Origin of the sequence: Tamlana crocina (genome assembly GCA_040429635.1) — a bacterium.
Taxonomy (GTDB): Bacteria; Bacteroidota; Bacteroidia; order Flavobacteriales; family Flavobacteriaceae; genus Flavisericum; species Flavisericum crocinum.
This window is the reverse complement of sequence record CP158972.1, coordinates 326,456-350,174: the sequence shown is the minus strand read 5'-3', so window position 1 is coordinate 350,174 and position 23,719 is coordinate 326,456. Positions and strand designations below refer to the sequence as shown.

The window sequence follows — 23,719 nt, the reverse complement described above, 5'->3', positions numbered from 1 at the left end:
ATGACACTTTGGTGAAAATACCGTTGATGTATTTTTTGAAAAATCCCTACGTTGGCATTATCCAAATCAGGTATAGAACATATGCTCTTGGGTATCATCTCAGCCCTAAAATAGAGCACCCCATTTTAGTTGCAAAGTTAGGTAAACCTATCTAAATGATTCTGCTAAAACATTAAAACCTTTATCTTTGCAGCATCATTAAATTCGACTTCATGCAAGCCAAAACACCCAAAGAATCGCTTACTATTTTAACCGACATGGTTTTGCCCGGCGAAACCAACCCCTTAAACAATTTGTTTGGTGGTGAACTTTTAGCCCGTATGGACCGTGCTGCCAGTATCGCTGCACGTCGCCATAGCCGCCGCATTGTGGTAACTGCCTCGGTAAACCACGTGGCGTTTAGCCGCGCAGTGCCTTTAGGAAGTGTGGTAACGGTTGAGGCGAAAGTATCTCGTGCTTTTAAAACCTCTATTGAAGTGTTTATCGATGTTTGGATAGAAGACCGCGAATCGGGCAAAAAAACCAAAGCCAACGAAGCCATTTACACTTTTGTAGCCGTTGATGAAACAGGTCGCCCAATTGCCGTCCCGGAAGTAGTTCCAGAAACCGATTTGGAAAAAGAACGCTATGCCGCGGCATTACGTCGCAAACAACTCAGTTTATTGTTAGCTGGAAAAATGAAACCGAACGAGGCCACCGAATTGAAAGCGTTATTTATGTAAAGGAACTCCCTTATCTAGTCTACAATTTTTACATCGATTGATGTTCTGCTTTGCCAACCGGTTACATCGGTAACAGAATAGGCACAATGGTAATCACCAGTATCGACATCGTTTGGAATAGTAATTTGCACTGCTATTTCATAAGATTGTAAATCGCCATCAATACTAAAGTTTTCCATATAAATTAATGGGTTTACTGCGGTTTTAATGGGCAATAAGTCACATAATGCCACTTGGTCATCGTGGGTATGGTGATCAAAATTGTGGTGTAAATCCAAACTGTACGAAGCCAGAGACAAGTTATCAGTTACCATGGCTTTAAAGGTGTAGGTTTGACCTCTCTGTAGTTCTTGGCAACCTTGCGGAAAACCGCCATCGTAATTCACGGTTATGGTTGGTTTTTCCAAATCCTTTTCATCAGAATCACTGCTTGAGCAAGCTGTAAATAGCACAGCCAAAAACATTAGGTTTATATAAATTTTAAATCGTTTCATAGCATATTATTTTAAAAATAAGATTGCTTGGAAAGCCGTTTGAAACTTTTCAAGCAACCTGTTTTTGGGTGTTTCGTATTTACGCCGTTACATCAATGTGGGCATCGAAAGACGTGGTGTTACCCTCTTCGTCTTCAACGGTAAATTCAATATGGTATTCGCCGGCAGGAGCCGTTGCAGGAACATCAATGTGCTCGTGGAACTCTACTTCTGTTTTTCCGTGGTATTTATCACCATCAAAAATTTGTTCGAAGTCCCATTCCACTTCTCCGTCACCAGGGGTTAAACCGTGGGCATGAACATCAACCGTAATGTTATGAATACCGTGCACAGCGTCAATCATAAATTCGGCATGAAAATCGGAACCTCTTGCTACAGTTGCATCAATAGAAACATCGCTTATGGCAATAGGATCCATAATATTAATGTGCCCATCTATTTCGGTGCTATTTCCTAGTTCGTCTGTAACCACCAACTCTACATGGTATTCTCCGGCAGGAATGTTACTGGGTACATCTACATGCTCATGAAACTCAGGGTTTATAACCAAATATTTACTGTCTGTATAAACCATTTCGTAATCCCACTCTACTTCTCCTTCACCGGGTGTTAAATCGTGCGAATGGATGGAAAGTGAAATGCTTTTAACGGTAGCTTCGGCATTTATTTCGGCCTCTAAATGGATGTCGCTGCCTTTGTAAGCTACTGGATCGGTAGAATGTGTGCTGCCCTCACCGAATTCGAAATTTGAAATTACAGGAGCATTTAACGACACACTGTCGTCGTCATTACTACAAGATTGGAAACTTAGGCCCACAAAAGCGGCCATTGCTAAAAATTTAAAACTTGATTTAATCATTGTTGCTTTCATTTTGATTTTTGATTTAAGTGTTTATTATTAATATTTAAAAAGGAATGGTTAAGGATATGGAAATGTTGCGTCCAGCTTCAGGCACATCTATTAAGCGGTAAAAACTGGTATGGTTAAAATATTTGGTATTAAAAACGTTGTTAACCTTCAGCCGCATTTTTACGGTATTATTCCTATTAAAAAGATGGGCATTGGTCAAAAACGAAAGATTTAATACTTGATACCCGTCGGTTTGCTCTTCAGGGGGAACAATTTCATTTTGCCGTGCCGCCACTTTAAAATCGGCCATAAATTGCGGATGGTCCAAAAACAACACGTCGTTAAATTGGTAACTGGCCGACAATATACCCGACAGTGGCGGAGAAAAAGGCAGTGTAAACCCTTCTTTAGCTCCGCTGGTTTGTCTGGAATAGACATATTCGGCAGAAGCTTGAAGGTTTAGTTTTTCGAAAAAAGTGGTGCTCGCTTTAAGTTCGCCACCAAACCTAAAGACCTCGGCTTGCGTGTACTCGTAAATCTGTAAAGTTTCGTAATAATTCGGCGTAGGGTTTAAGTAAATGTAGTTGCTGAAGTAATTTAAAAAAGGACTTACATTAATGCTGAACGCATTGGCATTATGGTTTATTTCGGCATCTATTTGATAAGACGATTCGGGTTTGAGGTTGAGATTACCACGTTCGAACCTGTACATGTGGTAATTTACACCATCTGAAGACAACTCGTTTGCTAAAGGCATTCTAAAGCTTTTCCCAATATTGATTTTATAATTGGTTTTATCTTGAATATAGCTTAACCCCACCGAGCCGCTAAAACTTCCAAAATCCAATGTTTTATTGAGTGCACGTTGCAAATAAACTTGCGATGTGGTGCCATCGGTATTATTTACGGTAGAACGAAACCAATCAAAGTGTTCTTCGGTCTTCACTATGCCAAAATCGTAACGGGCACCTGTAAGCAAATGCAGATTAGGGTTTATTTCCAATTGTGAGTATGCAAATCCGCCAATAGTAAAGCGCTTGTAATTGGGTATTAAAAAACCCCAGCCACCAATGTTGTTATTTTGGTGCTCTACATTTATTCCCGTTACAATGTGATGGTTTTGGTTGGGATTAAAATCATCTTTTATGTTTAGGCTATAGGTGTTTTTTACAAAGATTCTTTCCTTACTATTGTTTGGCTTTGGCATGTAACCATGCGGCACAGGTTCGGAGTTTTCAGACCTGTGGTTGTTTTGAAACCCCAAGTCAATGAGAAGGGTGTGCTGGTTAAGTTTTATCTTGGTATTGTTGGTAACTTTAAAGTGGTTGGTTTCATGAAAAGGCAAATCAATATCGCGGCTAGAGCTATCATAATCGATGTTTGAATTGCGCACTTCCAAACCATGGGCATTGGCAAAAAAACCATTCTTAGAATTGACATTACTAAATGCCGTTTCCGAAGTTATATTTTTCATTGTATAACCCACATTAAAGCTAGCACTCACCTCTCTTCCGGCAGTATTTCTTAAATTATTGTCGTGCAATTCAAAAATGTAGTTCTCGTAGTTTATCCTATCGGTTGGCACTTTATAATCGCCATAATCCCTGTAGGTAAGCCGTGCTTTATAAAACCATTTATTCTTTCTGGCTTGCATTCCTGTGGAGACACCAAACAAATCGTTATTGCTTTCCCCTAATAGATTTACTTCACCTTTAAAACTGTTCTTTCCTGGAGTTTTAGACGGCAGAATGTCCACCACCCCGGCAATAGCATCAGAACCGTACATTAAAGATGCCGGACCTTTAATTATATTTATTGCGTTAACGTTGTATTGGTCTATTTCCAATCCGTGGTCGTTGCCCCATTGTTGCGCTTCGTGTTTTATCCCGTTTTGAACCACCATAACCCGGTTAAATCCAAGCCCTCTAATGACAGGTTTCGATTGGCCAGAGCCAATATTTATGGTACTAATGCCAGGTATTTTTTCGAGGGTTTGCATCAAACTGTTTTCTCTGTTGCTTTCTAAATATTCATTTGAAATACTTTCAGAAATAATGGGAAGTTCTTGGGCTTTTCTTTGGTTAGATTTTCCTGTGAGACTGATTTCGTTAAGCGCCGTAGCCTTTTCATCCAAGAATATCTTAATGTTATCTGATTCTGAATACTTTTTTAAATGGACGGTTTTGGTATCGTAACCCAAACTGGAAATAGTAACAACGCAATAGTTGTTCTTTACATTTTTAAGTACAAACTTTCCTGTGGAAGACGAAACCGCAAAGAGTCCGTTTCCTTTAATAGAGGCACCTTCAATAGGTGCATGTGTGGTAGCGTTTAGCACAAAACCTTCAATACTGGAAGTGTTCTGTGCAAATGCCATGGCGAAAAGGCTGAAAAACAGCCATACGCTTAGCGTTTTTTGGAACATGATAAAAATCTAAAATTGTTTTTGCCCTTTCATTCAAAAGGGTTTAGTGGAAGTGCAAAAGCTTAAATGGAGCAGTAAGCAGCTAAACAAACTGTTTTACAGCACAGCTTTATCTCAACAAACCGTGTGAGTTCGTTAAAATATAAAACTGTAAAAAAACCGCTTAATTATGCACGTTTTGAAAATACTATAAAGCCGGGGGTGGCCTAGAAAAGAGTTGATTTGCAGCAATGGTGTTGCTTAATGCAAAATGGTAATCGGCAATTTCTTTTTCTTGAACAATATCAATTGTACTTTCAACAGAAAAAGATAGTTCTTCAAGAACAAGAGCAGGCGTTAAGTTGTGAGCTATGGCATGGTCGCATACAATACAGTGTTCGGTATGGTCTTGATCACCTGAATGCGATATCACATGCAATCCAGCTACTTTCATAAAAAGAGAAAGCAGCAGGAATAGACCAACTATACTATATTTAAAACGACTGTTTTTCAAAGCCTAAACAAAACGAATCTTGAATGCAATTTTTGATGAATGTTTATTTTTTTTTGCAAATATACTACAAACTTATGTTATTGCGCTACAATAGCATTAAAGAGTTTGTTAAAACAACCGATTCACAAATCCTGTTTGAATCGTTACGTGAAAAAATCAACTTGGTAAAAATGCTTTTTTAGAAGTGATTTTCTGAAAAAAATAATCAACTCGTTTTTTTTGCTAAGCAGGAACAGCTTACATCTTATAAATCCAACTGCTGGGGTTTTCTGTAACAAACCCTTTGGAAATAGTAAAACTCAAAATGGTTTCGCCGTTACTGGGGTTGGTAAACACCTTACCAATTTCCTGTTTGGTAGATACTTTATCGCCCCTTTTAACGTAAACTTCCGATAGGTTTTTGTAAATGGTGAGATAATTCCCATGCCGTATCATCACAATGGGGTTTACGTTTTTCATGATCAGGATTTCGCTCACTTCACCATCAAAAACGGCACGAGCTTTTGCACCTCTTTCGGTTGCGATACGCACGCCATTACTTTTTATAGTAAGCGACTTATTTATAGGATGCGGTTGCGAACCGTAACCAAGACGCACCACTCCCCTTTCAACAGGCCAAGGCAACTTTCCTCGATTTGAAACAAAATTAGACGCCAAAACCTTTTCTTCCGCCGTTAAGGCAAAACTGGTGGACGATTTAGGCTTCCCGGCCTTTTCGTTCGATTTGGCAATGGCGGCCTTAATCAATCGGTCTATCTCACGGTCAATCCTATCGGCCTCCCGCTGTTTTTCTTTTATTTGTGCAGTATAACGACTTAAATTCTTTTTAATGGCTGCCATCAAGGTTTGATGCTCGGCACGCTCCTTTTCCAACGATTTTTGCACCGTTCGGTTTTCGGCAATCAACTTCTTTTTTTCTTCCTGCTGCTTTAATAAATTTTCGTTAGTGGCCTGAAGTTCGGCCGTTTTATCCTTTATCGTTTCGCCTTGTTTTTTTTGGTGGTCGGTATATTGCTTCATATACTGCAAACGCTTGTAGGCTTGCTTAAAATCATCCGACGAGAGCAAAAACATAATCCTACTTTGCTGATTTTTGCTTTTATAGGACTTCACGATCATTGCGGCATAATCTTCCTTTAACTGCTTTAATTCGGCCCGTAGATTGGTTATTTTATCTTGATTCGAATTAATTTCCCGAGTCAATAAATTGGCTTGCTGGTTGGTGACCTTAATCAAGTTGGAAAGCACATTGATTTTATAGTTGAAATCTTCAATAAGCGAAAGTTCCGATTTGGCTTTTGATTGGTTTTCGTCGCGCAATTCGTTAATCTTTTGGATTTCGCGACGCAATTCCTGCCGGCGGGTTTCCAATTGCTTTTGTTTGTTGTTTTGCGAAAACACAAGGTTACAGCTCAATAAAAAGCTGAAAACAAAAAGAATATTATTTCTCAAAAACGGATTTATCATTAAAGTTCGATGGCTTTAAAACCCGAAGGTATTTTAAACGGAAACCTTAAATCTTCATTCATTGAAACGTTTTTAAATTCTAAATCTATCGCTATTTCTTCATTGGCCTCAACCGCCATAACCCTAATGCGCTCCGGAAATATTTGTTTTTCTACCTCTTGGTACGACAAATAATCAATTTGGAGGTGCCTCATCTCTTGGGGTTGCGATATTTGTTGCGAAGTCACTTTGAAATTTTTCGTGCTCAACAAATAAAAAATCTCGAACAAAGCTAATTGATTTTTGGGTTGAAGCACATAGGATTCGTTATCAACAGCGGATTTGTATTGCCCTTCATTTAAATTATAAATGGTTTCGCCCAACAACAGATTTTGTACTTTTTCAAAATCGAGTTGAGTTCCCAATAAATCGCTTAAATATTGGTAATCGCCATCAAAATAAGTGTTGTCGAGTTTATTGTAAAAACTCACCTTCTCTGGGGTTACCAGCGCACGTAGCAACGAAAAGGAAGCGTTTATCCAAAGGGCTTCATCTTTTTTAGCCCTGAACGACACCGAATGGGTTTGCGATTTTTCGCCTTCGGAATAAGTGATTTTTAACCGAGCTTGCAAGGTGTTAAAATCAGCAGCCTGTTTACCATTAGCCTTGATAAGCTGTTTGGTGGACAGACTGTAGTTGGCTTCACCAGAACCCAGTGTTTTGGCCGATTTACAATTAAACAAAAACAAAGCCACGAAGCTTAAAATAATATAGGGGTATTTATACATTAGTTTTGGGGTTGTAGTTGTTTTGCTTTATCGTTAAACGTTTGTGCTTTAGTGGTATTGCCCAAAAGGGTGTGTGCTTTACTAAGCTGACTGTAAAAATCGGCTTCCATCTTCGCATCGTCGATAATAAAATCGAGTCCCATTTCTAACGACTCAATGGCCTGTTTTGGCTGATTGAGCTCGTTGTGCGCCACCCCATTAATTAAATAAAATAAGGGCTGCGCCGGAAACTTATCAATAGATTCGCTGCTTTTTGCCTGTGCCATGTTGTACTTTTTTAAATCCAAGTACAACAGCATCACGTTACGCAATACTCCGAAATTATTGGGTTCCAATTGTTGGGCAGCTTCAAAATTTTCAAGGGCTTTGGCCTTATTATTTTTAGCCAAGTAATATTGTCCGAGCTCGGTTAAAGTTTTACTATTATTAGCACCACTAACCATGGCTGTGGCTTCCATCAAGTCGGTTTCGTACTTGGGGTTATCGCCCACAAACTGCACAAAATCGGTTAATACTTTGAGTTTGGCATCGGGTTTTATTTCGCTGCTTTTCATCACGATTTTCATCGATTCGATAGCTTTTTCGGCTTCGTCGTCATCCAAATAAAATTTGTATAGTGCCAAATGAACCAACTGAGAATTAGGATTGATTTTTAACAACTCCTTGGCTGTTTCAAAAGCCTTTTCTTTGTTGTTGTTTTCGCTGTAGCGGAAAATCAATGCCAAGTAATTCGACTCTTTTTCGGGGTTACTTTCAACACGTTCCTGCAAATTCTTTATTTGGTCTTTTTTTCTACCCGTCGCTTCGTATATACGGTTTCGCATGATATCGCGACTTACCGAAATTCCAAATTCAGCATCCAATTCGTCCAAAATCTCGAGCGCATCGTCATAATCTTCATTTTGAAGATAAAGCGCTGCCAAATCCTCTTTGTAATCGGGATGGTATTTTACCAACTGCTTCACCGTTTTTATGGCTCGTTTATGGTCGTTTTGTGACACGTAATAACCGTACAGCTCGTCTAAAAACCATTCATTATCAGGGTCGAGGTCTACGGCTTCTTTTAAAGCATCTTCGGCTTCTCCAAAGTTTTTAAGGGCTATGTAGCTTTTTCCCAATTCAAAATGAACCACGGGTACCGATTTGTCAATTTCAATACATTTTAAAAAAGCTTCAGCTGCCCTATCGTAATTCTCAATACCTTTTTGCTTTAAGCCTTCGTAAAACTGCTCTTGGAACTTATCTTCATTATCGCCCAAATCGTCATTGGGTGTACTATTGAAGTTTATTTGGGCATAAATGGCCTGCGGAATGATTAACATTCCGAAAAGGAAAATGAATATGTAGTTTTTCTTTTTCATTTATGATGCGATGTCTCACAATGTTCGACATGACCAAAACTTCAAATAGTGTTCCAAAGTTTGTGAGATTCTGAAACAACCCTTCGACTCCACTCAGGATGACAATTCGAAATGACTCCTATATTTTTTTATTCTAACTCCGAATAATCACCAATACTCACACTTGTAAAATTACCATCGTATTTAACGTTATTTCCAATCATAGCATCATCAAGGTTGGCATTTTTAATACTGGTATTGGTTTGTATCAAACTGTTTTTTATGGTCGAGTTTTCTACAGTACAATCGTTTCCAATAGATACAAAAGGGCCAATTGTAGCATCTTTCAACACCACATTCTCACCAATAAAACAAGGTTCAATAATTTTAGAATTTTCCAATTTTACCGAACTGGCCACCAGTTGCTCTTCTGCATCAGCCTGTAAAAAGCCCAACATACGCTGGTTGGTTTCAATAGTGATATTCTTGTTTCCGCAGTCCATCCATTCATCAACCGTTCCGGTTTTAAACACCTTGCCATCCGCCATCATACGCTTAATACCATCGTTAATTTGGTACTCGCCACCATTCATAACGTTTTCATCTAAAATTTCTTGTAGCTTGCCTTTTAAAACGCCAACATCTTTAAAATAATAGATACCTATTACGGCTTGGTCGCTCACAAAATCCTTAGGTTTTTCAACCAATTCCACGATTTCATCGTTGCCATTGAGTTTAACCACACCGTAAGCTTCGGGATTTTCCACTTGTTTCGTCCAGATAACACTATCGGCTTGGGGGTCTAAATCGAACTCGGCACGAATCAATGTATCTGCATAAGCGATTACCGCGGGCCCAGAAAGCGATGGCTCGGCACACATAATGGCGTGGCCCGTGCCCAGCGGTTTGTCCTGACGGTAAATGGAGGCCTTGGCGCCCAAACTTTTGGCTAAATATTGCAGGCTTTCAACCACATCGTCTCCAAACCAAGCCGGGTCGCCCAAAACAAAGGCAATCTCGTCTATAGGTTGTTTTAAAACTTTGGCGATGTCTTTTACCAAACGATGTACAATGGGTTGTCCAGCCACCGGAATTAATGGTTTTGGAACTGTTAAACTGTGCGGACGGAGTCGAGAACCTCGACCTGCCATTGGGACTATTATTTTCATAATTAATGCCTGCGAAAGCAGGTATCTTTTTTAGTTAAACTTATATTTTAGTCTCTTAATTTGTTAAAATTTAAATTCCAGTTCATGCTTAGATCAGACCAACTGGGATTCATTTCTTCTATTAATTCAACCTTCCAATCCCTTTTCCATTTTTTGAATTGTTTTTCTCTTTTTTCGGCTTCTCCTCCATTTTCAAACACTTCAAAATAAACTAAAGAACTACAATTATATTTTGCAGTAAACGATTGTGGGTATACTTTTAATTTATGCTCTTTAACTCGTTCTTCGATATTATCTGTAACTCCGATGTACAGTACACCATTGGGTTTATTTGTCATGATATAGACATACCAGAGTTTCATTTATATCGACTTAGAGATTCCTGCTTTCGCAGGAATTATTTTACCCCCGTACTACCAAAACCGCCTTCACCCCTATCGGTTTCAGAAAGCACTTCAACTTGCTCCCACTCGGCACGTTCATGTTTAGCAATGACCAACTGAGCAATACGCTCGCCGTTTTGGATAGTAAATTCTTCATTCGAAAGGTTGACTAAAATCACACCTATTTCTCCTCTATAATCGGCATCGATTGTTCCTGGGGCGTTCAAAACCGTGATTCCTTTTTTGGCTGCCAACCCGCTTCTGGGGCGTACTTGAGCTTCGTAACCCACAGGCAATTCAACAAAAAGCCCGGTGCCGACTATACTTCGTTCCAGTGGCTTCAACACTCGTGGTTCGGATAGATTTGCCCGTAAATCCATTCCGGCGGAAGCCAAGGTTTCGTAATGCGGCAAATCGTGTGTGGATTTATTTATAATTTTTATTTTCATGTTATCTTCTTAAAAATTGTTTGATTTGTTGCCTTTCAAAAACAAATACTATTGCCAAAAATAATAAAACTAAGCCTGTATTTAGGTAATAGTTGCTATTGGTTTTTAATGCGATTACCGATATTAAAATGGCCACAATTAAATACAGAACAATCCTTTTCAAATCGTAAGGTACGGCATAATGTTTTTGTCCTAAAAAATATGATAGAAACATCATAACTCCATAGGCTGCCAAAGTTGCCCAAGCCGAAGCCATAAATCCGATTTTAGGAATCATTACATAATTGAAAGCAATTGTGATTATAGCTCCCACTATTGACAAATACATTCCGTAGCGCGTTTTATCAGTTAACTTATACCAAATAGCTAGGTTGAAATAAATACCTAAGCATAGGTTTGCTAAAAGCACAACAGGAACAATATCTATTGCTATCCAGTAACTTTCATCTCTTACAATAAGTTCTTTAAATATATTAAGGTAAGCTACTATAAATACCAACATGAAACTTCCAAAAATCACAAAATACTTCATTATAGTCGCATAAGTTTCTTTTGCATTATGTTCTTTAGCATGATTAAAAAAGAACGGTTCAGCTCCTAACCTAAATCCTTGAATAAAAATGGTCATAAAAACCGCAATTTTATAGCAACCACTATATGCTCCATTAATATCTTTTCCTAACAATTCTGGTAATAGCCATTTATCAAAATTTTCGTTGATTACATAGGCTAATCCAGCAACCATAATTGGCCAACCATATTTGAGAAGTTGTTTAAAAACTGTCGTGCTAAATTGGAGCTTTGTTTTAAAAAAGTAAGGGGAAAGTAACAATAGTGTTACTATGCTCGCTACAAGGTTAGCAATGAAAATATACATTACTAAGTTATTGTTGTCATAACCTGAAAATTCTATTCCCAACTCAGGTATTGCCCAAAGAAAAAAGAAGTTTAACGCAACATATATAAGAATATTAGAAAGCTTTATTGAAGCAAACCTTATTGGTCGTCCTGTCGCTCTTAAATACGCAAAAGGCACCACAACAAGTGTATCTAATACCAATACACCCAATAACAAATTAAAGTAGGTTTGGTCTAAATTGACTAACTGCGAAAGTTGTTGATTAAAACTAAAAACAACTGCAAAAAACAGAACGGTAGTAACCACCAAACTTATTAATGCAGTAGAAAACACCTTGCTTTTTTCTTCACTTTTACTAAAAAACCTGAAGAAAGCAGTTTCCATACCATAAGTTAGCAATACATTAAAAAAAGCAGCATACACATAAAACGTTGTATTATCAGAATAACTTGCGGTTTCTAAAGTATCGGTATGTAACGGCACTAAAACAAAGTTCATTAATCTAGGTAAAACTGTTGCTAAACCATAGATAATCGTGTCCTTAAAAAACTTTTTTAATGCGCCCAAAGTTTGCTAATTAATCTGCTAAAAGTACGTTTTTAGAAAACGCCAACCAAAGATACAGTAATACTTAACGGTTAATTAAAAAACAAAAAACCTAACTTAAAAAAGTTAGGTTTTAAATTTATGAGTAACACTGAAATATATTCAGTATGACTTATTTTAATTATTCAACGCTTCGGCACCACCAACAATCTCTAAAATTTCGTTGGTAATAGCTGCTTGACGCGCTTTGTTATACGTCAGTTTAAGCTGGTCTCTAAGCTCTTTGGCGTTGTCGGTGGCTTTGTGCATAGCCGTCATACGGGCACCGTGCTCAGAAGCAAACGAATCTCTTATGCCTTTATAAAGTTGCGTTTTTAACGACTTAGGAATCAATTGCTCTACAATCTCCACTTTTGATGGCTCAAAAATGTAATCGGCATTAGCGTTGGCTTCACCTTCCACCGGAACGATTGGTAAAAATTGCTCGGTAGTTACAATTTGAGTGGCAGCATTTTTGAATTTGTTGTAAACAATTTCAATCTTATCGTACTCACCAGCCACAAACTTATCCATTAAAAGTTGTGCTATTTCGGCAACGTTTTCGAAAGTTAAATCATCGAAAACTTCACTTTTATTGGCAATGACTTTATTGGTTCTTTTGAACGCATCATTGGCTTTTTTTCCAATGGCCACATAAGATACTTCTTGGTTGGCGTAAGTTTGCGTGGTTAACCTAGTCACTTCCTTGATGATGCTCGAATTAAAAGCCCCTGCCAAACCTCTGTTTGAAGTAATGGCCACAATAAGCACCTTCTTTACCTCGCGCTGCTCTGAAAACTTGCTTCCAGAATCGGCATCCAATGTGGCGCTTAAACTCTGTAAAAGCTCGGTTAACTTGTCAGCATACGGGCGCATGGCAGTAATAGCATCTTGGGCTTTCTTTAACTTTGCAGCCGATACCATTTTCATGGCACTGGTAATCTGCATCGTTGAAGATACCGACGATATTCTATTACGTATTTCTTTTAAGTTTGCCATTTTTTAAATTTTGAATTCAGAATTCAGAATTAATTATACTTTCCTGCTAAATCTTTTGCTACCGTAGTTAAAGTATCTGTAGCTTCATCAGTTAATTTACCTGATTTTAAGGTATCTAATACACCTCTGTGCTTAGCATTCAAGAACTCAATAAAATCTCTTTCGAATTCTTTTACTTTATCAACAGGAACGTTTCTCAACAAGTTTTTAGAACCGGCATAGATAATGGCGATTTGGTCTTCAACTGTGTAAGGATCGTTTTGTGCTTGCTTTAAGATTTCAACGTTACGCTTACCTTTTTCAATTACGTTTAAGGTAGAGGCATCTAAATCTGAACCGAACTTAGCAAACGCTTCCAATTCACGGAACTGCGCCTGATCCAGTTTTAACGTACCAGATACTTTTTTCATCGATTTAATCTGGGCGTTACCACCTACACGAGATACCGAGATACCTACGTTAATGGCAGGACGCACACCAGAGTTAAATAAATCACCATCCAAGAATATCTGTCCGTCAGTAATCGAAATTACGTTAGTTGGAATATATGCAGATACGTCTCCCGCTTGTGTTTCAATAATTGGTAAAGCCGTTAATGAACCACCTCCTTTTACGATTGGCTTTAACGATTCTGGTAAATCGTTCATATCTTTAGCGATAGAATCATCATTGATTACCTTTGCAGAACGCTCTAACAAACGCGAGTGTAAGTAGAAAACGTCACCTGGGTAAGCCTCACGTCCTGGTGGACGACGTAACAATAACGACACCTCACGGTAAGCTACCGCTTGTTTTGATAAATCATCATAAATGATTAATGCCGGACGACCAGTATCGCGGAAGTACTCACCGATAGCAGCACCCGTCATTGGAGCATAAACCTGCATTGGAGCAGGATCTGATGCGTTTGCAGCAACAATAGTAGTATAGGCTAAAGCACCTTTCTCTTCTAAAGTTTTTGCGATGTTTGCAACTGTTGAAGCCTTTTGCCCAACAGCAACATATATACAGTATACAGGCTCACCTGCATCGTAAAATTCTTTTTGATTCAAGATGGTATCGATACAAACCGTAGTTTTACCTGTTTGACGGTCGCCAATTACCAACTCTCGCTGACCACGACCTACAGGAATCATCGCATCGATAGATTTGATACCTGTTTGTAATGGCTCGGTTACTGGCTCACGGTAAATAACACCAGGTGCTTTACGCTCTAGTGGCATTTCGTAAGTTTGGCCTTCAATAGCGCCTTTACCATCAATTGGATTACCTAAAGTATCAACAACACGCCCTACAATACCTTCACCAACGTTTACAGAAGCAATACGCTTAGTACGTTTAACTGTAGAGCCTTCTTTTACACCAGTTGACCCACCAAGTAATACAATACCAACGTTATCTTCTTCAAGGTTAAGTACAATACCTTCCAATCCGCCTTCAAATTCTACTAACTCGCCGTATTGTGCGTTAGATAATCCGTAAGCACGAACAATACCATCACCTACGTTTAATACAGTTCCTACTTCATCTAATGAAGCACTAGCTTCAAAACCTGAAAGTTGTTTTTTTAAGATTGCTGATATTTCAGCTGGTTTTACTTCTGCCATCTTGTTATGTATTTCGCCCTTCTTTTTAAGTAAGGGCAAGTTTTAATTTAATGTAAATTCTCTTTTTAATTTGTTTAGTTGATTAGCAACACTGGCGTTATATTGAATATCGCCTATTCGTAAAATGAAACCACCTAAAATGCTTTCATCTACAATGTTTTCTATTTCAACGTTTTTGCCTGAAAGCTCTTTTGCTTTGGCCAATACTTTCTTCTCTAAATCGCCTGTTAAAGCCACTGCAGTTGTAACCGTAGCCAACTGAACACCTTTAGATTCATCGAATAACTGATTGTACTTTGAAGCCACTTGGCCTAAAATATCCAATCTGTTATTCGCAATTAAAGTATCAATTAAGTTTTGGGTGCTTTTATCTGCCGATTTAAACACCTCCAACAACACTGCTTTTTTTGCTGAAGCAGGTATTACCGGACTTTGAAGCATAGCGCTTAAATCGTTGCTTTCTGCAATGGTGCTTGCAATAAGCTCCATATCGCCATTAACAGTTTCGGCTGTTTTTTGGTCTATCGACAGTCTTAACAATGCTTTTGCGTAACGTACTGCTGCTCTTGACATGGGCTGCTTAGTTTAAAGATTTCTCAGTCAACATGCTTTCTACCAACTCCAATTGCTTGTCTTTGCTAGAAAGTTCTTTGCGAACCACTTTTTCAGCGATTTCTAAAGCCAAACCAGACACTTGTCCTTTAAGCTCTGCCATAGCTGCTTTCTTTTCGCTTTCGATAGCTGCTTGCGCTTGCTCAATCATTTTATTGGCTTGAACTTCTGCTTCTCCTTTCGCCTCCTCAATCATTTTATCTTTCATTTGGCGCGCTTCCTTAAGCAAGCTATCTCTTTCAGCCTTAGCCTCATTTAGCAACTTTTTGTTATCTGCTTGAAGATTTTGCATTTCCAATCTGGCTTTTTCAGCAGATTCCAAAGCATCCTTAATACCATCTTCGCGACTTTGCAAAGACTCTAAAATAGGTTTCCAAGCAAATTTTCTCATTAATACAATTAAGATCAATAAGATGATGGCTTGCATAAAAAACAATCCTGGCGAAAAATCATTTAATAACTGGTCCATATATAATTATATAAAATACGTTTTGTATTGTTTTGTTTAATTTTTTAAAAACAGCTTCTGCAACCAACCGTTGCAGAAAACTGTTCTTTTTGTTTTTTTGGGATGATTATTTCCCTAAGATTAACGCACCGAAAGCCAAACCTTCCAATAAGGCACCGATGATAATCATGGCAGTTTGGATTTTACCAGCTGCTTCAGGTTGGCGTGCAATACCTTCCATAGCTTTACCACCAATTTGACCTAAACCGATACCACCACCGATTACGATTAATCCTGCTCCAATTAAATTGTACATACTAATTGATTTTAAAAATATTAATTAAACAAATTCTTATTAATGGTGATCGTGTTCTTCAACAGCCATACCTATAAATAACGATGATAACATCGTAAAAATAAACGCTTGTAAAAAGGCTACCAAAATCTCGATAACCGAAATAAACAATGCTAACACCAACGACATTCCTGTTGATGCTACTGGGCCGAAGGCCTCTTTCATTGTTATCATTAATGCAATTAAGCTCATTACCACAAAGTGGCCCGCCGTCATGTTAGCGAACAAACGCACCAACAGCGAGAATGGCTTAATCAACACAAAACCTACCAATTCTATTACTGCCAAAATAGGTCTTAATACAACTGGTACGCCCGGCATCCATAATGTGTGTTGCCAAAAATCTTTACTTCCACTAAATAAATAGATAATCATAGTGAATACTGCCAAACAAACTGTTACAGCAATTTGACCCGTTACATTGAACCCTAGTGGCGTTAAACCCAACAAATTCAATATCCAAATGAAGAAAAACACAGTCAACAGGAAGCCCATAAATTTTCTGTACTTCTTCTCACCAATATTTGGTCTTGCAATTTCGTCACGAACATAAATTACTAACGGCTCTAAAACACGACCGAAACCAGTTGGTATCGCTCCTTTTTTGTATCCTTTTGCCAAGGCTCCAAAACCTAACAACATTAACAATCCAGCCAACAGCATACCGAACACACTTTTAGTGATAGAAAAATCCAACACTCGGCTGGCATTGGTAGCATGGTGCTCATCGTCAAAATTTACTTGAGTAGCTCCTGACTCTAATTCGTATATTTTACTGTGAATCTTGGTTAATTTTACACCATCTTTTTCAACAATAACAGAACCGTTATCGTCGTGGTGAAATTCTGAAGACATAAAAACCCTTAAACCTTCGCTAGTCCAAACAATAACAGGAAGCGGAAAGCTTACATGAGAACCCGTTTTGTTGTTGGTATATAAATGAAAATCGTGAGAATCTTTTAAGTGATGCGCTATGTATTCTTTAATTTCTTCTGGAGAATCTATTTGTTCTCCCGCACCGTGGTGGTTATCGTCTTGCACCGGATCTTTTGCAAAGCTCGATACTGATGTCAAAAATAAAACTAAAACTGCAATAAACTTGACAGATTTTTTCGCTACCATCATAATTTTTAAAAATAAAGAATTTAGCTCTCTAAAATTTTGTGCAAATGTACACAATAATTTAAAAACCCAAACCCTTTTTTTACTTAGTTTTTTTGCAACGAGTTTTCAACCTTTTCAAAAAACCTAAACAACTTAACTATTTGTTATTAAGTAACTTTGAAACCCCTACTGCTTCTGCTGTTAAAAACAGGAATAAAGGCACTACTAATGCTATGCGTTCGCTCTTTGTTAAAACCTCATTTTCGAACACTTCATTTTTAAAAATCAAAACAAACAAACCCAATTTAACCAATGTAAAGGTTAAATAGACATAACCTGCTTGGTTAGGCCTAACATCGCTTATCAGTTCAACGCTAACATATATTACCAATGAAGCTACCGCATGAAACAAGTACACCTGCAACAAACTAAAGGATTGAATGGCAACAAAATAGTTATGAACGGAAAAAGCAACAGCAAATAATAACACTGCACATAGTGCAAAAACGAGTATTCTTTTTATCATTTATTTTTTATTAGTGACATCAATTACCTGTTTAATAACAGCGAACATAGCCAAAAACACCGATAAAAGTGTGACTATCTTATAATATAGTTGATTTGAGTTGTTGAATTTTACATCTAACCACTCACCCAACTTACTTCCCAAATAAATGGTCAACCCCATTTGTATGGCAATAGTGGTAAACCTAATATATTTATTGATTGGCTGTTGGGGCTTCTTGTTTTGGTTGTTTTGCAGACTGTTCGGCATACTTAGTGTTTTTGGCATCGCCCTTCATGACACAAGTAACATTAAAAGTTGCTCCTGGCTCGACCGATAGTTTTCCAGCAACTACTTCACCTTCAATATGGGCAGACGATTTTAAATTTAATGTACCGGATAAGGTGAGCTTTCCAGAAAACTTACCTTCAAAATGGGCATCGGTACCATTTAAAGTACCATTTATGAAACCCGTTTTACCTACCGCTACCTTGCCAGAAGTATTAACGTTTCCTTCAATAATGCCATCAATTCTTAAATCGCCCTCGCTGCTAAGGTCTCCAACAACTTTAGTCCCTTGGGCTATTATATTTTGTCCGGAAGTATTTTCTGCCATTTGTTTACCTTTTTTGTTTTCAGAGAACATAGTGTTAAGTTTAATTGTTATCGATATTCAAATACGTATCCAAATTTTTATGGATTTGAATGATTTGATAATTTGCGGACGACACCACAAAATAGGGGATTTTTATTTTTTTTCGGTCTTCTTTGGTCAACAGCTGATCAAATGTTTTGGCTACTTGCTCGGTTTTCAGACCATGCACCAACACTAATTTGGTGTCTGCATTATAAACATCCATGGACGATTTCAGATTGTAGTACCTAATGTTTTCCAGAACCTCATCCAAAGTTTTCTTAAACGATGTTACCGTTTCGAAATCAGTACTTTTGAATTTGAAAACCACTTTGTAGTTGCCCGATATACTATCGTAAACCACAAACTCCTTATTTGCTAATTTAGGTAAAATATTAGTTTCTATATCTTGTGCCTCTTTACCTTCGGGGGTGTTGGCGTAGGTAGTCGCCACATGGTTAATAGCCGCTTGATAAGCCTCGTAACCCTGCAAACGCCCCATGGCCGTAGCTTTAAGCAACTCAAATTTTGGTACGATAGGCTCGCCATCAAACCTGTTGATGTATTCTTCACTTTTTGAAACCACCTCGGCATATTCCTGATTAAGATGTTGTTCGTACAACGACTCGTATAAACTGCGCGGACTGTTTTCATCATTTTCCGAAACCAATTCCGGATTGGTTAAAATCAACGCATAGCGCGATTCGGGATGCTCCGAAATAATTTTTTGTTTGGCAATCGCCGCTTCGTCATTTTCACCCAAAGCCTCATAAATTCTGTACAAATTATATTTTGAAGGCAGCACCAAACGCTCTTCGGGGTTGCTCTTCAGTAAATCCTGAAACTTACTTTTTGCCAATTCGTATTCACTGAACTTTTCCTTGTAAATCAATCCCAATTGATAATACGCATAGTTGCGCTCTCTTGAGATGCTATCGATAACTTTTTCTTCGGAAGGAATTTTCGAAATATAAAACTGCGGGTCGAAACGTTCATCTTCATCAGCAGAAGCCACCATATCGGTTGTTGAAGCACCTGCATTTCCTCCGCTGGTAATCGCTTTGCTAGACCACCTCCAATTGTCTTCCAATTTTCTGTCGCCCCAAATTTTAACAAACTCGTTTTTACCATATGATACCGTGGTAGGGTTATAAAAATAGAACGCCGTTGCCTGTTGCTTATTTCCCGGAGGGCCAATACGCTGCCCCACTTGGTTGTTCATAGTCACCAATCCACTGTTTCGCTGTGCCGCTTCCTGTGCCTTTTTTTCTTCTTCGGCTTTAGCTTTTAAATCTTCCACCACAGCTTCAAAATAGGCTAAGCGTTCGGCTTCGGGCATATTTACCAACCTCAAAATACTGTCATCAACCTTAGCCACAGCCTCGTAATGAATCACATCATCCAAATTCTCGCGCTTCCGCTTTATAACTCGGTAAGGTTTTGAGTTTTCAACCAAACTCCCCATCGTACTATCATAGTATTTTCCAGCCTTGGCATAAATAGACGCATCGAAATTCATATCGCCCAGCGTTTCGTAATTTTTGGCCACTAAAATGTTGTCTTCAGAATTGGTACGGAGCGATTTGTTGTAATAGGCCACCGCCAAAGAATCGGAACCATTTTGTAAATGGTACTCGGCAATTTGATAATAAATACGATCTAAAAACGGACGGTTTTCACGATTTTCCTCAAGTTCGGCAAGGAGCTCGGTAAGTTCCAATTTATTGCCATTTTCAAAATCGAAATTCTTTACTTTTTCCAGATACGCGCTAATCATGTAGATTCTTGGCGTTTTACGGTTCAACTCGATGACTTTATCGAACGCCAAGTTGGCGCTATCCTTGTAACCCAACTGGTTGTAAAGTTGCCCTTGGATAAAACGATAACGGCCACGCTCATCGTTACTTTTTGTAGCTACCGACGCGGTTTCCAACAATGTAATGGCCGTATCGACCACCTTAACGTTTAGGTAAGCTTGTGCCAAAATGGAAGTGGCATCGGCCAAATCCTGACCTTCCAATTCTTCCTGCCTAAGTAAGCGTTTTAGGTTTTTAATGGCCAGCTCGTTATTGTCCAATCTGATATTGGCCTTTTCCCGCCAAACCTTAGCTTGGTTAATTTTATCGCTCGCCGGATATTTATAAAGAATATAGTTGAAGGCTTCAAGAGCAGGCACGAACCGCTGATCGAAATAGCGTGCTTTTCCCAACAGCAAATAAGCCTCATCCATTTGCGGATTCTTCTCTTTGCCCTCAATATTGATGCTGTGCTTTTGAATCGCTTTAACCGCTTTTTCCTCAGCACGGGTAAAATTCTCGTTTTTAGATTGCCCCGGCAGCACCACATCTTCAAAAATCTGCATGCGTTCTATGGGCAAAACCTCCCAATAGTTATCGAAATACGCATCGTTTAGGGTTTGCCTACCTTCTTCCAAGGCACTGTAGCCATTGAAAAGCGCATTGAACTCGGCAGTTACGGCATGGTAATTTCGACTAATAAATCGGTCTTTTTTTCTTGAACAGCCCACCGCCAAGAAGATTGAAAAAAAGACAACAAGTATGGTTTTATAGGTTTTCAATGCTGGTATTTTTAGTCTAAATAATAACTGCAAACTCACACCATTATTATAATAGAGTGGTAAAAATAAGCATCTTTTTGAATTTAGCTATAAAATGCAAACACTTTTAAATAAAACGCTTAGCTGTCAAAAACTTACATTGAAACCAAACCCCAATCCGTACTATTGATATTTTTGCGCAATACCCTGTACTTCCATACCCCAAGTTTGCCCAAAAGCCATTGCTTTTTGGGTTAATCCCAATTGCTTTTTGGCTAGTTTTTTGCCTAAGTCGGTATTGTAAAAAGCGGTAAGTTTTTTAATTTCCTCATGAGTAAATTCGGTCATATACAATTCAGCGATTTTATCGTATATCCCTATTAATGTACCTTTGGCTTCTTTAGTATAAGCTTCTTTTTTATCGGCAGAAACCATAACCCCGATTTGGTCAATGGCATTTACAAACGCATCACCAGCTCCGGTTAATTTTAAAAATTCAATGGTTTCGTTTTTAAAATCTGAATGGTCTTGCGCCTGAACTTGTGTAATAGCAAACACTAAAAAGCCATATAACAACAATAATTTTTTCATGCTCTCTTTTTTATCTGTTTTGAATACGGTGTATTAGTTAAATTTTTAATCCAATTGTTACTCCCAAAGTTAAAATTTACACCTCAACTTCACTATTTTTGCTAAAAATTATTTTTTCATGTCATCATTTCACAAGCTTTCCGTACAAAATATTACTCGGGAAACCGATAAATCCATCAGCATCACTTTTAACGTTCCGGGCAACCTGAAAGACACCTTTTCTTTTCAAGCGGGACAATACATTACATTAAAAACTGAAATTGATGGCAACGAAGTGCGTCGTGATTATTCGCTGTGTTCTTCTCCCAAAAGTGGTGAATTGAAAGTTGCAGTTAAAGAGGTGAAAGACGGTACCTTTTCATGGTACGCCAACAACACTTTAAAGGCTGGTGACACTCTAGACGTAGCTCCGCCTCGAGGCCGATTTGTTTTTACACCAAACGACTCCAAAACCAAGAACATCGCGCTTTTTGCTGCAGGTAGTGGTATCACCCCTATTTTAAGTATTATTAAATGTGCTTTGGAAGAAGAAGTTTATAGCAAAGTTATTTTGGTTTATGGCAACAAGACCACTGAAGAAACCATGTTTTTAAATGAGCTATTGGAACTTCAAAACCAACATAACGAACGTTTTTCCATTCAATTTGTATTTAGCCAACGCGATGAGGACGACGATTCCATTTTCGGAAGAATTGAAAAAAGCACGGTGAACTACGTGATGAAAAACAAGCACAAACATATTGATGTAGATGCCTATTACCTTTGCGGACCCGAAGCGATGATACATACGGTAAAAGATGTTTTGACCGGACATGACGTTGATCCGAACAGAATCCACTTCGAGCTGTTTAAAGCCGCCAAGCCCGCCGACGTTAAAGTTGAAAACGATACTGTTGCCCCGGGAAAAACACAAATTACGGTAACCGTTGATGACGAAACCTCAACTTTTGAAATGTCTGCAAAACAGACCATTTTAGAAGCGACCATCGATGAGGATTTAGATGCTCCCTACTCCTGCCAAGGCGGTATTTGCAGCAGCTGCTTAGCCCGTGTTACAGAAGGCTCTGCTACCATGAGACAAAATAACATTTTAACTGAAAATGAAGTGGCCGAAGGTTTGATATTAACTTGCCAGGCCCACCCAACAACGCCAACTATTTCAGTGGATTATGATGATGTGTAAGCCCCCTCTGCCCTGCGGGCATCTCCCCCAAAGGGTGAGAAGTTTAAATAATTGACTTAATTTTTTCAACCACAGTTTCAGGAAAAATACTCCCAGCTGCAGCTTCGTAATTTTCAGGATATTTATTGCCGTAAACCGATGTTGGAATTAAAGGGAATTGGTTCCTATCGGGCAAAATGGCGTAATCTTTAGGTTGGTTGAACGGCGCAAACCCAGCATAGGGATGCGTAACGCCCCAAATGGTGACGGTTTTTATGCCCATCATGGCCGCGATATGGGCATTACCAGAATCCATGGAGAGCATTACTTCTAAATTGGAAACCATGTCCAGCTCTTCATCAAGGCTTAATTTTCCAGCGATGATTACTGTGTTTTCAAAAGCAGATTCCATTTTATTTAAAATGTCAATCTCTTTTTTGCCACCGCCAAACAAAACGATTTTATAATCTTTGCTAAGGGTTTCAATCACTTTTTTGGTGAGTTCCAACGGATACATTTTTCCGCTATGGGCAGCAAAAGGTGCTATTCCAATCATTTTTTGGGAAGATTCTCCGAGTAAATCCTTAAGTTTTGTACTTAGCTCTGCTTTTTCGGGAAAGGAAGGATTTGATAAATCTACCGGATAGCCCAAACCATCAAATACATCGGCATAGCGTTGATGGGTGGTTTTTAGTGGTTCAAAAATCTTCCCAGAAGTTAACTGCTTTTTTTCCTTTCGTCCTTTATCGATTGAAATAAAACGTTTGCATCGCAAAAAATGTTTTAAAACTTTTGTTCGCAACACATTGTGCAAATCGGCAATCGCATCAATTTTTAGAGAAGACTTCTCGACTCCGCTCGAAGTGACATTGATATTCAGTTTTTTTATTTCTTTTGATAGCTTGTAGAGTCCGAAAACACCTTTATGCTTGCCTTTTAAATCGGCCGAAAAAACATTTACATTTTGGATGTCCCTAAAAAATGGCGCAAAAAAAGCCCGAGTTAAAAGGGTTACTTTTAACTCGGGATGTTGTTGTGTTAATGCCCTTAAAACCGGCACCGTCATGGCCACGTCGCCCATTGCGGAAAAGCGGATGACTAAGATGTTTTTTGTTGGTTTGGGCATTTGGGTTTGTTTGTTG

At 38.5% G+C, this 23,719-nt stretch carries 25 protein-coding genes and 1 riboswitch; of the genes, 2 read left to right on the top strand and 23 right to left on the bottom strand.

Annotation, left to right across the window (positions count from 1 at the left end):
* Positions 1–26: 26 nt before the first annotated feature.
* Positions 27–133, bottom strand: a riboswitch (TPP riboswitch).
* Between the two features lie 79 nt (positions 134–212).
* Positions 213–722 carry an acyl-CoA thioesterase gene (locus ABI125_01565; GenBank protein XCF06559.1) on the top strand — a complete coding sequence of 170 codons (510 nt, stop codon included), beginning with the start codon at positions 213–215 and terminating at the stop codon, positions 720–722.
* A 14-nt stretch (positions 723–736) separates the two neighbouring features.
* Here ABI125_01565 and ABI125_01560 read toward each other — a convergent pair whose 3' ends face one another.
* The 22 genes from ABI125_01560 to ABI125_01455 all read right to left on the bottom strand — a co-directional run bounded on the left by ABI125_01560 (position 737) and on the right by ABI125_01455 (position 21,415).
* Positions 737–1,216 (bottom strand): DUF4625 domain-containing protein, encoded by a 480-nt coding sequence (locus tag ABI125_01560; protein XCF06558.1) that lies wholly within the window; start codon positions 1,214–1,216, stop codon positions 737–739.
* Between the two features lie 79 nt (positions 1,217–1,295).
* On the bottom strand, positions 1,296–2,075 hold the full coding sequence (locus ABI125_01555) for a DUF4625 domain-containing protein (protein ID XCF06557.1): 780 nt from the start codon (positions 2,073–2,075) through the stop codon (positions 1,296–1,298).
* A 46-nt stretch (positions 2,076–2,121) separates the two neighbouring features.
* Positions 2,122–4,491 carry a TonB-dependent receptor gene (locus ABI125_01550; GenBank protein XCF06556.1) on the bottom strand — a complete coding sequence of 790 codons (2,370 nt, stop codon included), beginning with the start codon at positions 4,489–4,491 and terminating at the stop codon, positions 2,122–2,124.
* Between the two features lie 187 nt (positions 4,492–4,678).
* On the bottom strand, positions 4,679–4,924 hold the full coding sequence (locus ABI125_01545; GenBank protein ID XCF06555.1) for a hypothetical protein: 246 nt from the start codon (positions 4,922–4,924) through the stop codon (positions 4,679–4,681).
* Between the two features lie 297 nt (positions 4,925–5,221).
* A complete protein-coding gene (locus ABI125_01540; protein ID XCF06554.1) occupies positions 5,222–6,451 on the bottom strand; it encodes a peptidoglycan DD-metalloendopeptidase family protein in 1,230 nt (409 codons plus the stop codon).
* The gene (locus ABI125_01535) at positions 6,451–7,218 is read right to left on the bottom strand and encodes a DUF4292 domain-containing protein (protein XCF06553.1); all 768 of its coding nucleotides are present in this window, start codon (positions 7,216–7,218) and stop codon (positions 6,451–6,453) included. The genes ABI125_01540 and ABI125_01535 overlap by 1 nt, the downstream gene beginning before the upstream one ends.
* On the bottom strand, positions 7,218–8,579 hold the full coding sequence (locus ABI125_01530; protein ID XCF06552.1) for a tetratricopeptide repeat protein: 1,362 nt from the start codon (positions 8,577–8,579) through the stop codon (positions 7,218–7,220). The genes ABI125_01535 and ABI125_01530 overlap by 1 nt, the downstream gene beginning before the upstream one ends.
* A 128-nt stretch (positions 8,580–8,707) precedes the next feature.
* The gene (locus ABI125_01525; GenBank protein XCF06551.1) at positions 8,708–9,727 is read right to left on the bottom strand and encodes a sugar phosphate nucleotidyltransferase; all 1,020 of its coding nucleotides are present in this window, start codon (positions 9,725–9,727) and stop codon (positions 8,708–8,710) included.
* A 47-nt stretch (positions 9,728–9,774) separates the two neighbouring features.
* Positions 9,775–10,089, bottom strand: a complete 315-nt coding sequence (locus ABI125_01520) for a GIY-YIG nuclease family protein (protein ID XCF06550.1) — start codon at positions 10,087–10,089, stop codon at positions 9,775–9,777.
* Between the two features lie 35 nt (positions 10,090–10,124).
* On the bottom strand, positions 10,125–10,559 hold the full coding sequence (gene dut, locus ABI125_01515) for a dUTP diphosphatase (GenBank protein XCF06549.1): 435 nt from the start codon (positions 10,557–10,559) through the stop codon (positions 10,125–10,127).
* Position 10,560: 1 nt separating this feature from the next.
* Positions 10,561–11,985 (bottom strand): oligosaccharide flippase family protein, encoded by a 1,425-nt coding sequence (locus ABI125_01510; protein XCF06548.1) that lies wholly within the window; start codon positions 11,983–11,985, stop codon positions 10,561–10,563.
* A gap of 156 nt (positions 11,986–12,141) precedes the next feature.
* On the bottom strand, positions 12,142–13,002 hold the full coding sequence (gene atpG / locus ABI125_01505) for an ATP synthase F1 subunit gamma (protein ID XCF06547.1): 861 nt from the start codon (positions 13,000–13,002) through the stop codon (positions 12,142–12,144).
* Between the two features lie 29 nt (positions 13,003–13,031).
* Positions 13,032–14,609 (bottom strand): F0F1 ATP synthase subunit alpha, encoded by a 1,578-nt coding sequence (gene atpA / locus ABI125_01500; GenBank protein XCF06546.1) that lies wholly within the window; start codon positions 14,607–14,609, stop codon positions 13,032–13,034.
* 42 nt (positions 14,610–14,651) lie between these two features.
* Complete coding sequence (gene atpH / locus ABI125_01495) at positions 14,652–15,182, bottom strand: ATP synthase F1 subunit delta (protein XCF06545.1); 531 nt, start codon at positions 15,180–15,182, stop codon at positions 14,652–14,654.
* Between the two features lie 7 nt (positions 15,183–15,189).
* Positions 15,190–15,690, bottom strand: coding sequence for a F0F1 ATP synthase subunit B (locus tag ABI125_01490; GenBank protein ID XCF06544.1), 501 nt, complete (start codon positions 15,688–15,690; stop codon positions 15,190–15,192).
* A 106-nt stretch (positions 15,691–15,796) separates the two neighbouring features.
* Positions 15,797–15,985: an ATP synthase F0 subunit C gene (gene atpE / locus ABI125_01485; GenBank protein ID XCF06543.1), complete on the bottom strand. Its 189-nt coding sequence runs from the start codon at positions 15,983–15,985 to the stop codon at positions 15,797–15,799.
* Between the two features lie 39 nt (positions 15,986–16,024).
* The gene (gene atpB / locus ABI125_01480) at positions 16,025–17,149 is read right to left on the bottom strand and encodes a F0F1 ATP synthase subunit A (protein XCF06542.1); all 1,125 of its coding nucleotides are present in this window, start codon (positions 17,147–17,149) and stop codon (positions 16,025–16,027) included.
* Between the two features lie 136 nt (positions 17,150–17,285).
* Positions 17,286–17,654 carry a DUF6168 family protein gene (locus ABI125_01475; GenBank protein XCF06541.1) on the bottom strand — a complete coding sequence of 123 codons (369 nt, stop codon included), beginning with the start codon at positions 17,652–17,654 and terminating at the stop codon, positions 17,286–17,288.
* Complete coding sequence (locus ABI125_01470; protein XCF06540.1) at positions 17,655–17,816, bottom strand: AtpZ/AtpI family protein; 162 nt, start codon at positions 17,814–17,816, stop codon at positions 17,655–17,657.
* Positions 17,817–17,847: 31 nt separating this feature from the next.
* Positions 17,848–18,279: a polymer-forming cytoskeletal protein gene (locus ABI125_01465; protein XCF06539.1), complete on the bottom strand. Its 432-nt coding sequence runs from the start codon at positions 18,277–18,279 to the stop codon at positions 17,848–17,850.
* Between the two features lie 10 nt (positions 18,280–18,289).
* Complete coding sequence (locus ABI125_01460) at positions 18,290–20,845, bottom strand: tetratricopeptide repeat protein (protein XCF06538.1); 2,556 nt, start codon at positions 20,843–20,845, stop codon at positions 18,290–18,292.
* A 162-nt stretch (positions 20,846–21,007) separates the two neighbouring features.
* Entirely contained in the window at positions 21,008–21,415 is a 408-nt protein-coding gene (locus ABI125_01455; protein ID XCF06537.1) for a DUF2059 domain-containing protein, read from the bottom strand.
* Positions 21,416–21,533: 118 nt separating this feature from the next.
* On the opposite strand from ABI125_01455, the gene ABI125_01450 reads away from it, so the two are divergent.
* Complete coding sequence (locus ABI125_01450; GenBank protein XCF06536.1) at positions 21,534–22,598, top strand: ferredoxin--NADP reductase; 1,065 nt, start codon at positions 21,534–21,536, stop codon at positions 22,596–22,598.
* A gap of 43 nt (positions 22,599–22,641) precedes the next feature.
* Here ABI125_01450 and ABI125_01445 read toward each other — a convergent pair whose 3' ends face one another.
* Positions 22,642–23,703, bottom strand: coding sequence for a glycosyltransferase family 9 protein (locus ABI125_01445; protein XCF06535.1), 1,062 nt, complete (start codon positions 23,701–23,703; stop codon positions 22,642–22,644).
* Between the last annotated feature and the right edge of the window lie 16 nt (positions 23,704–23,719).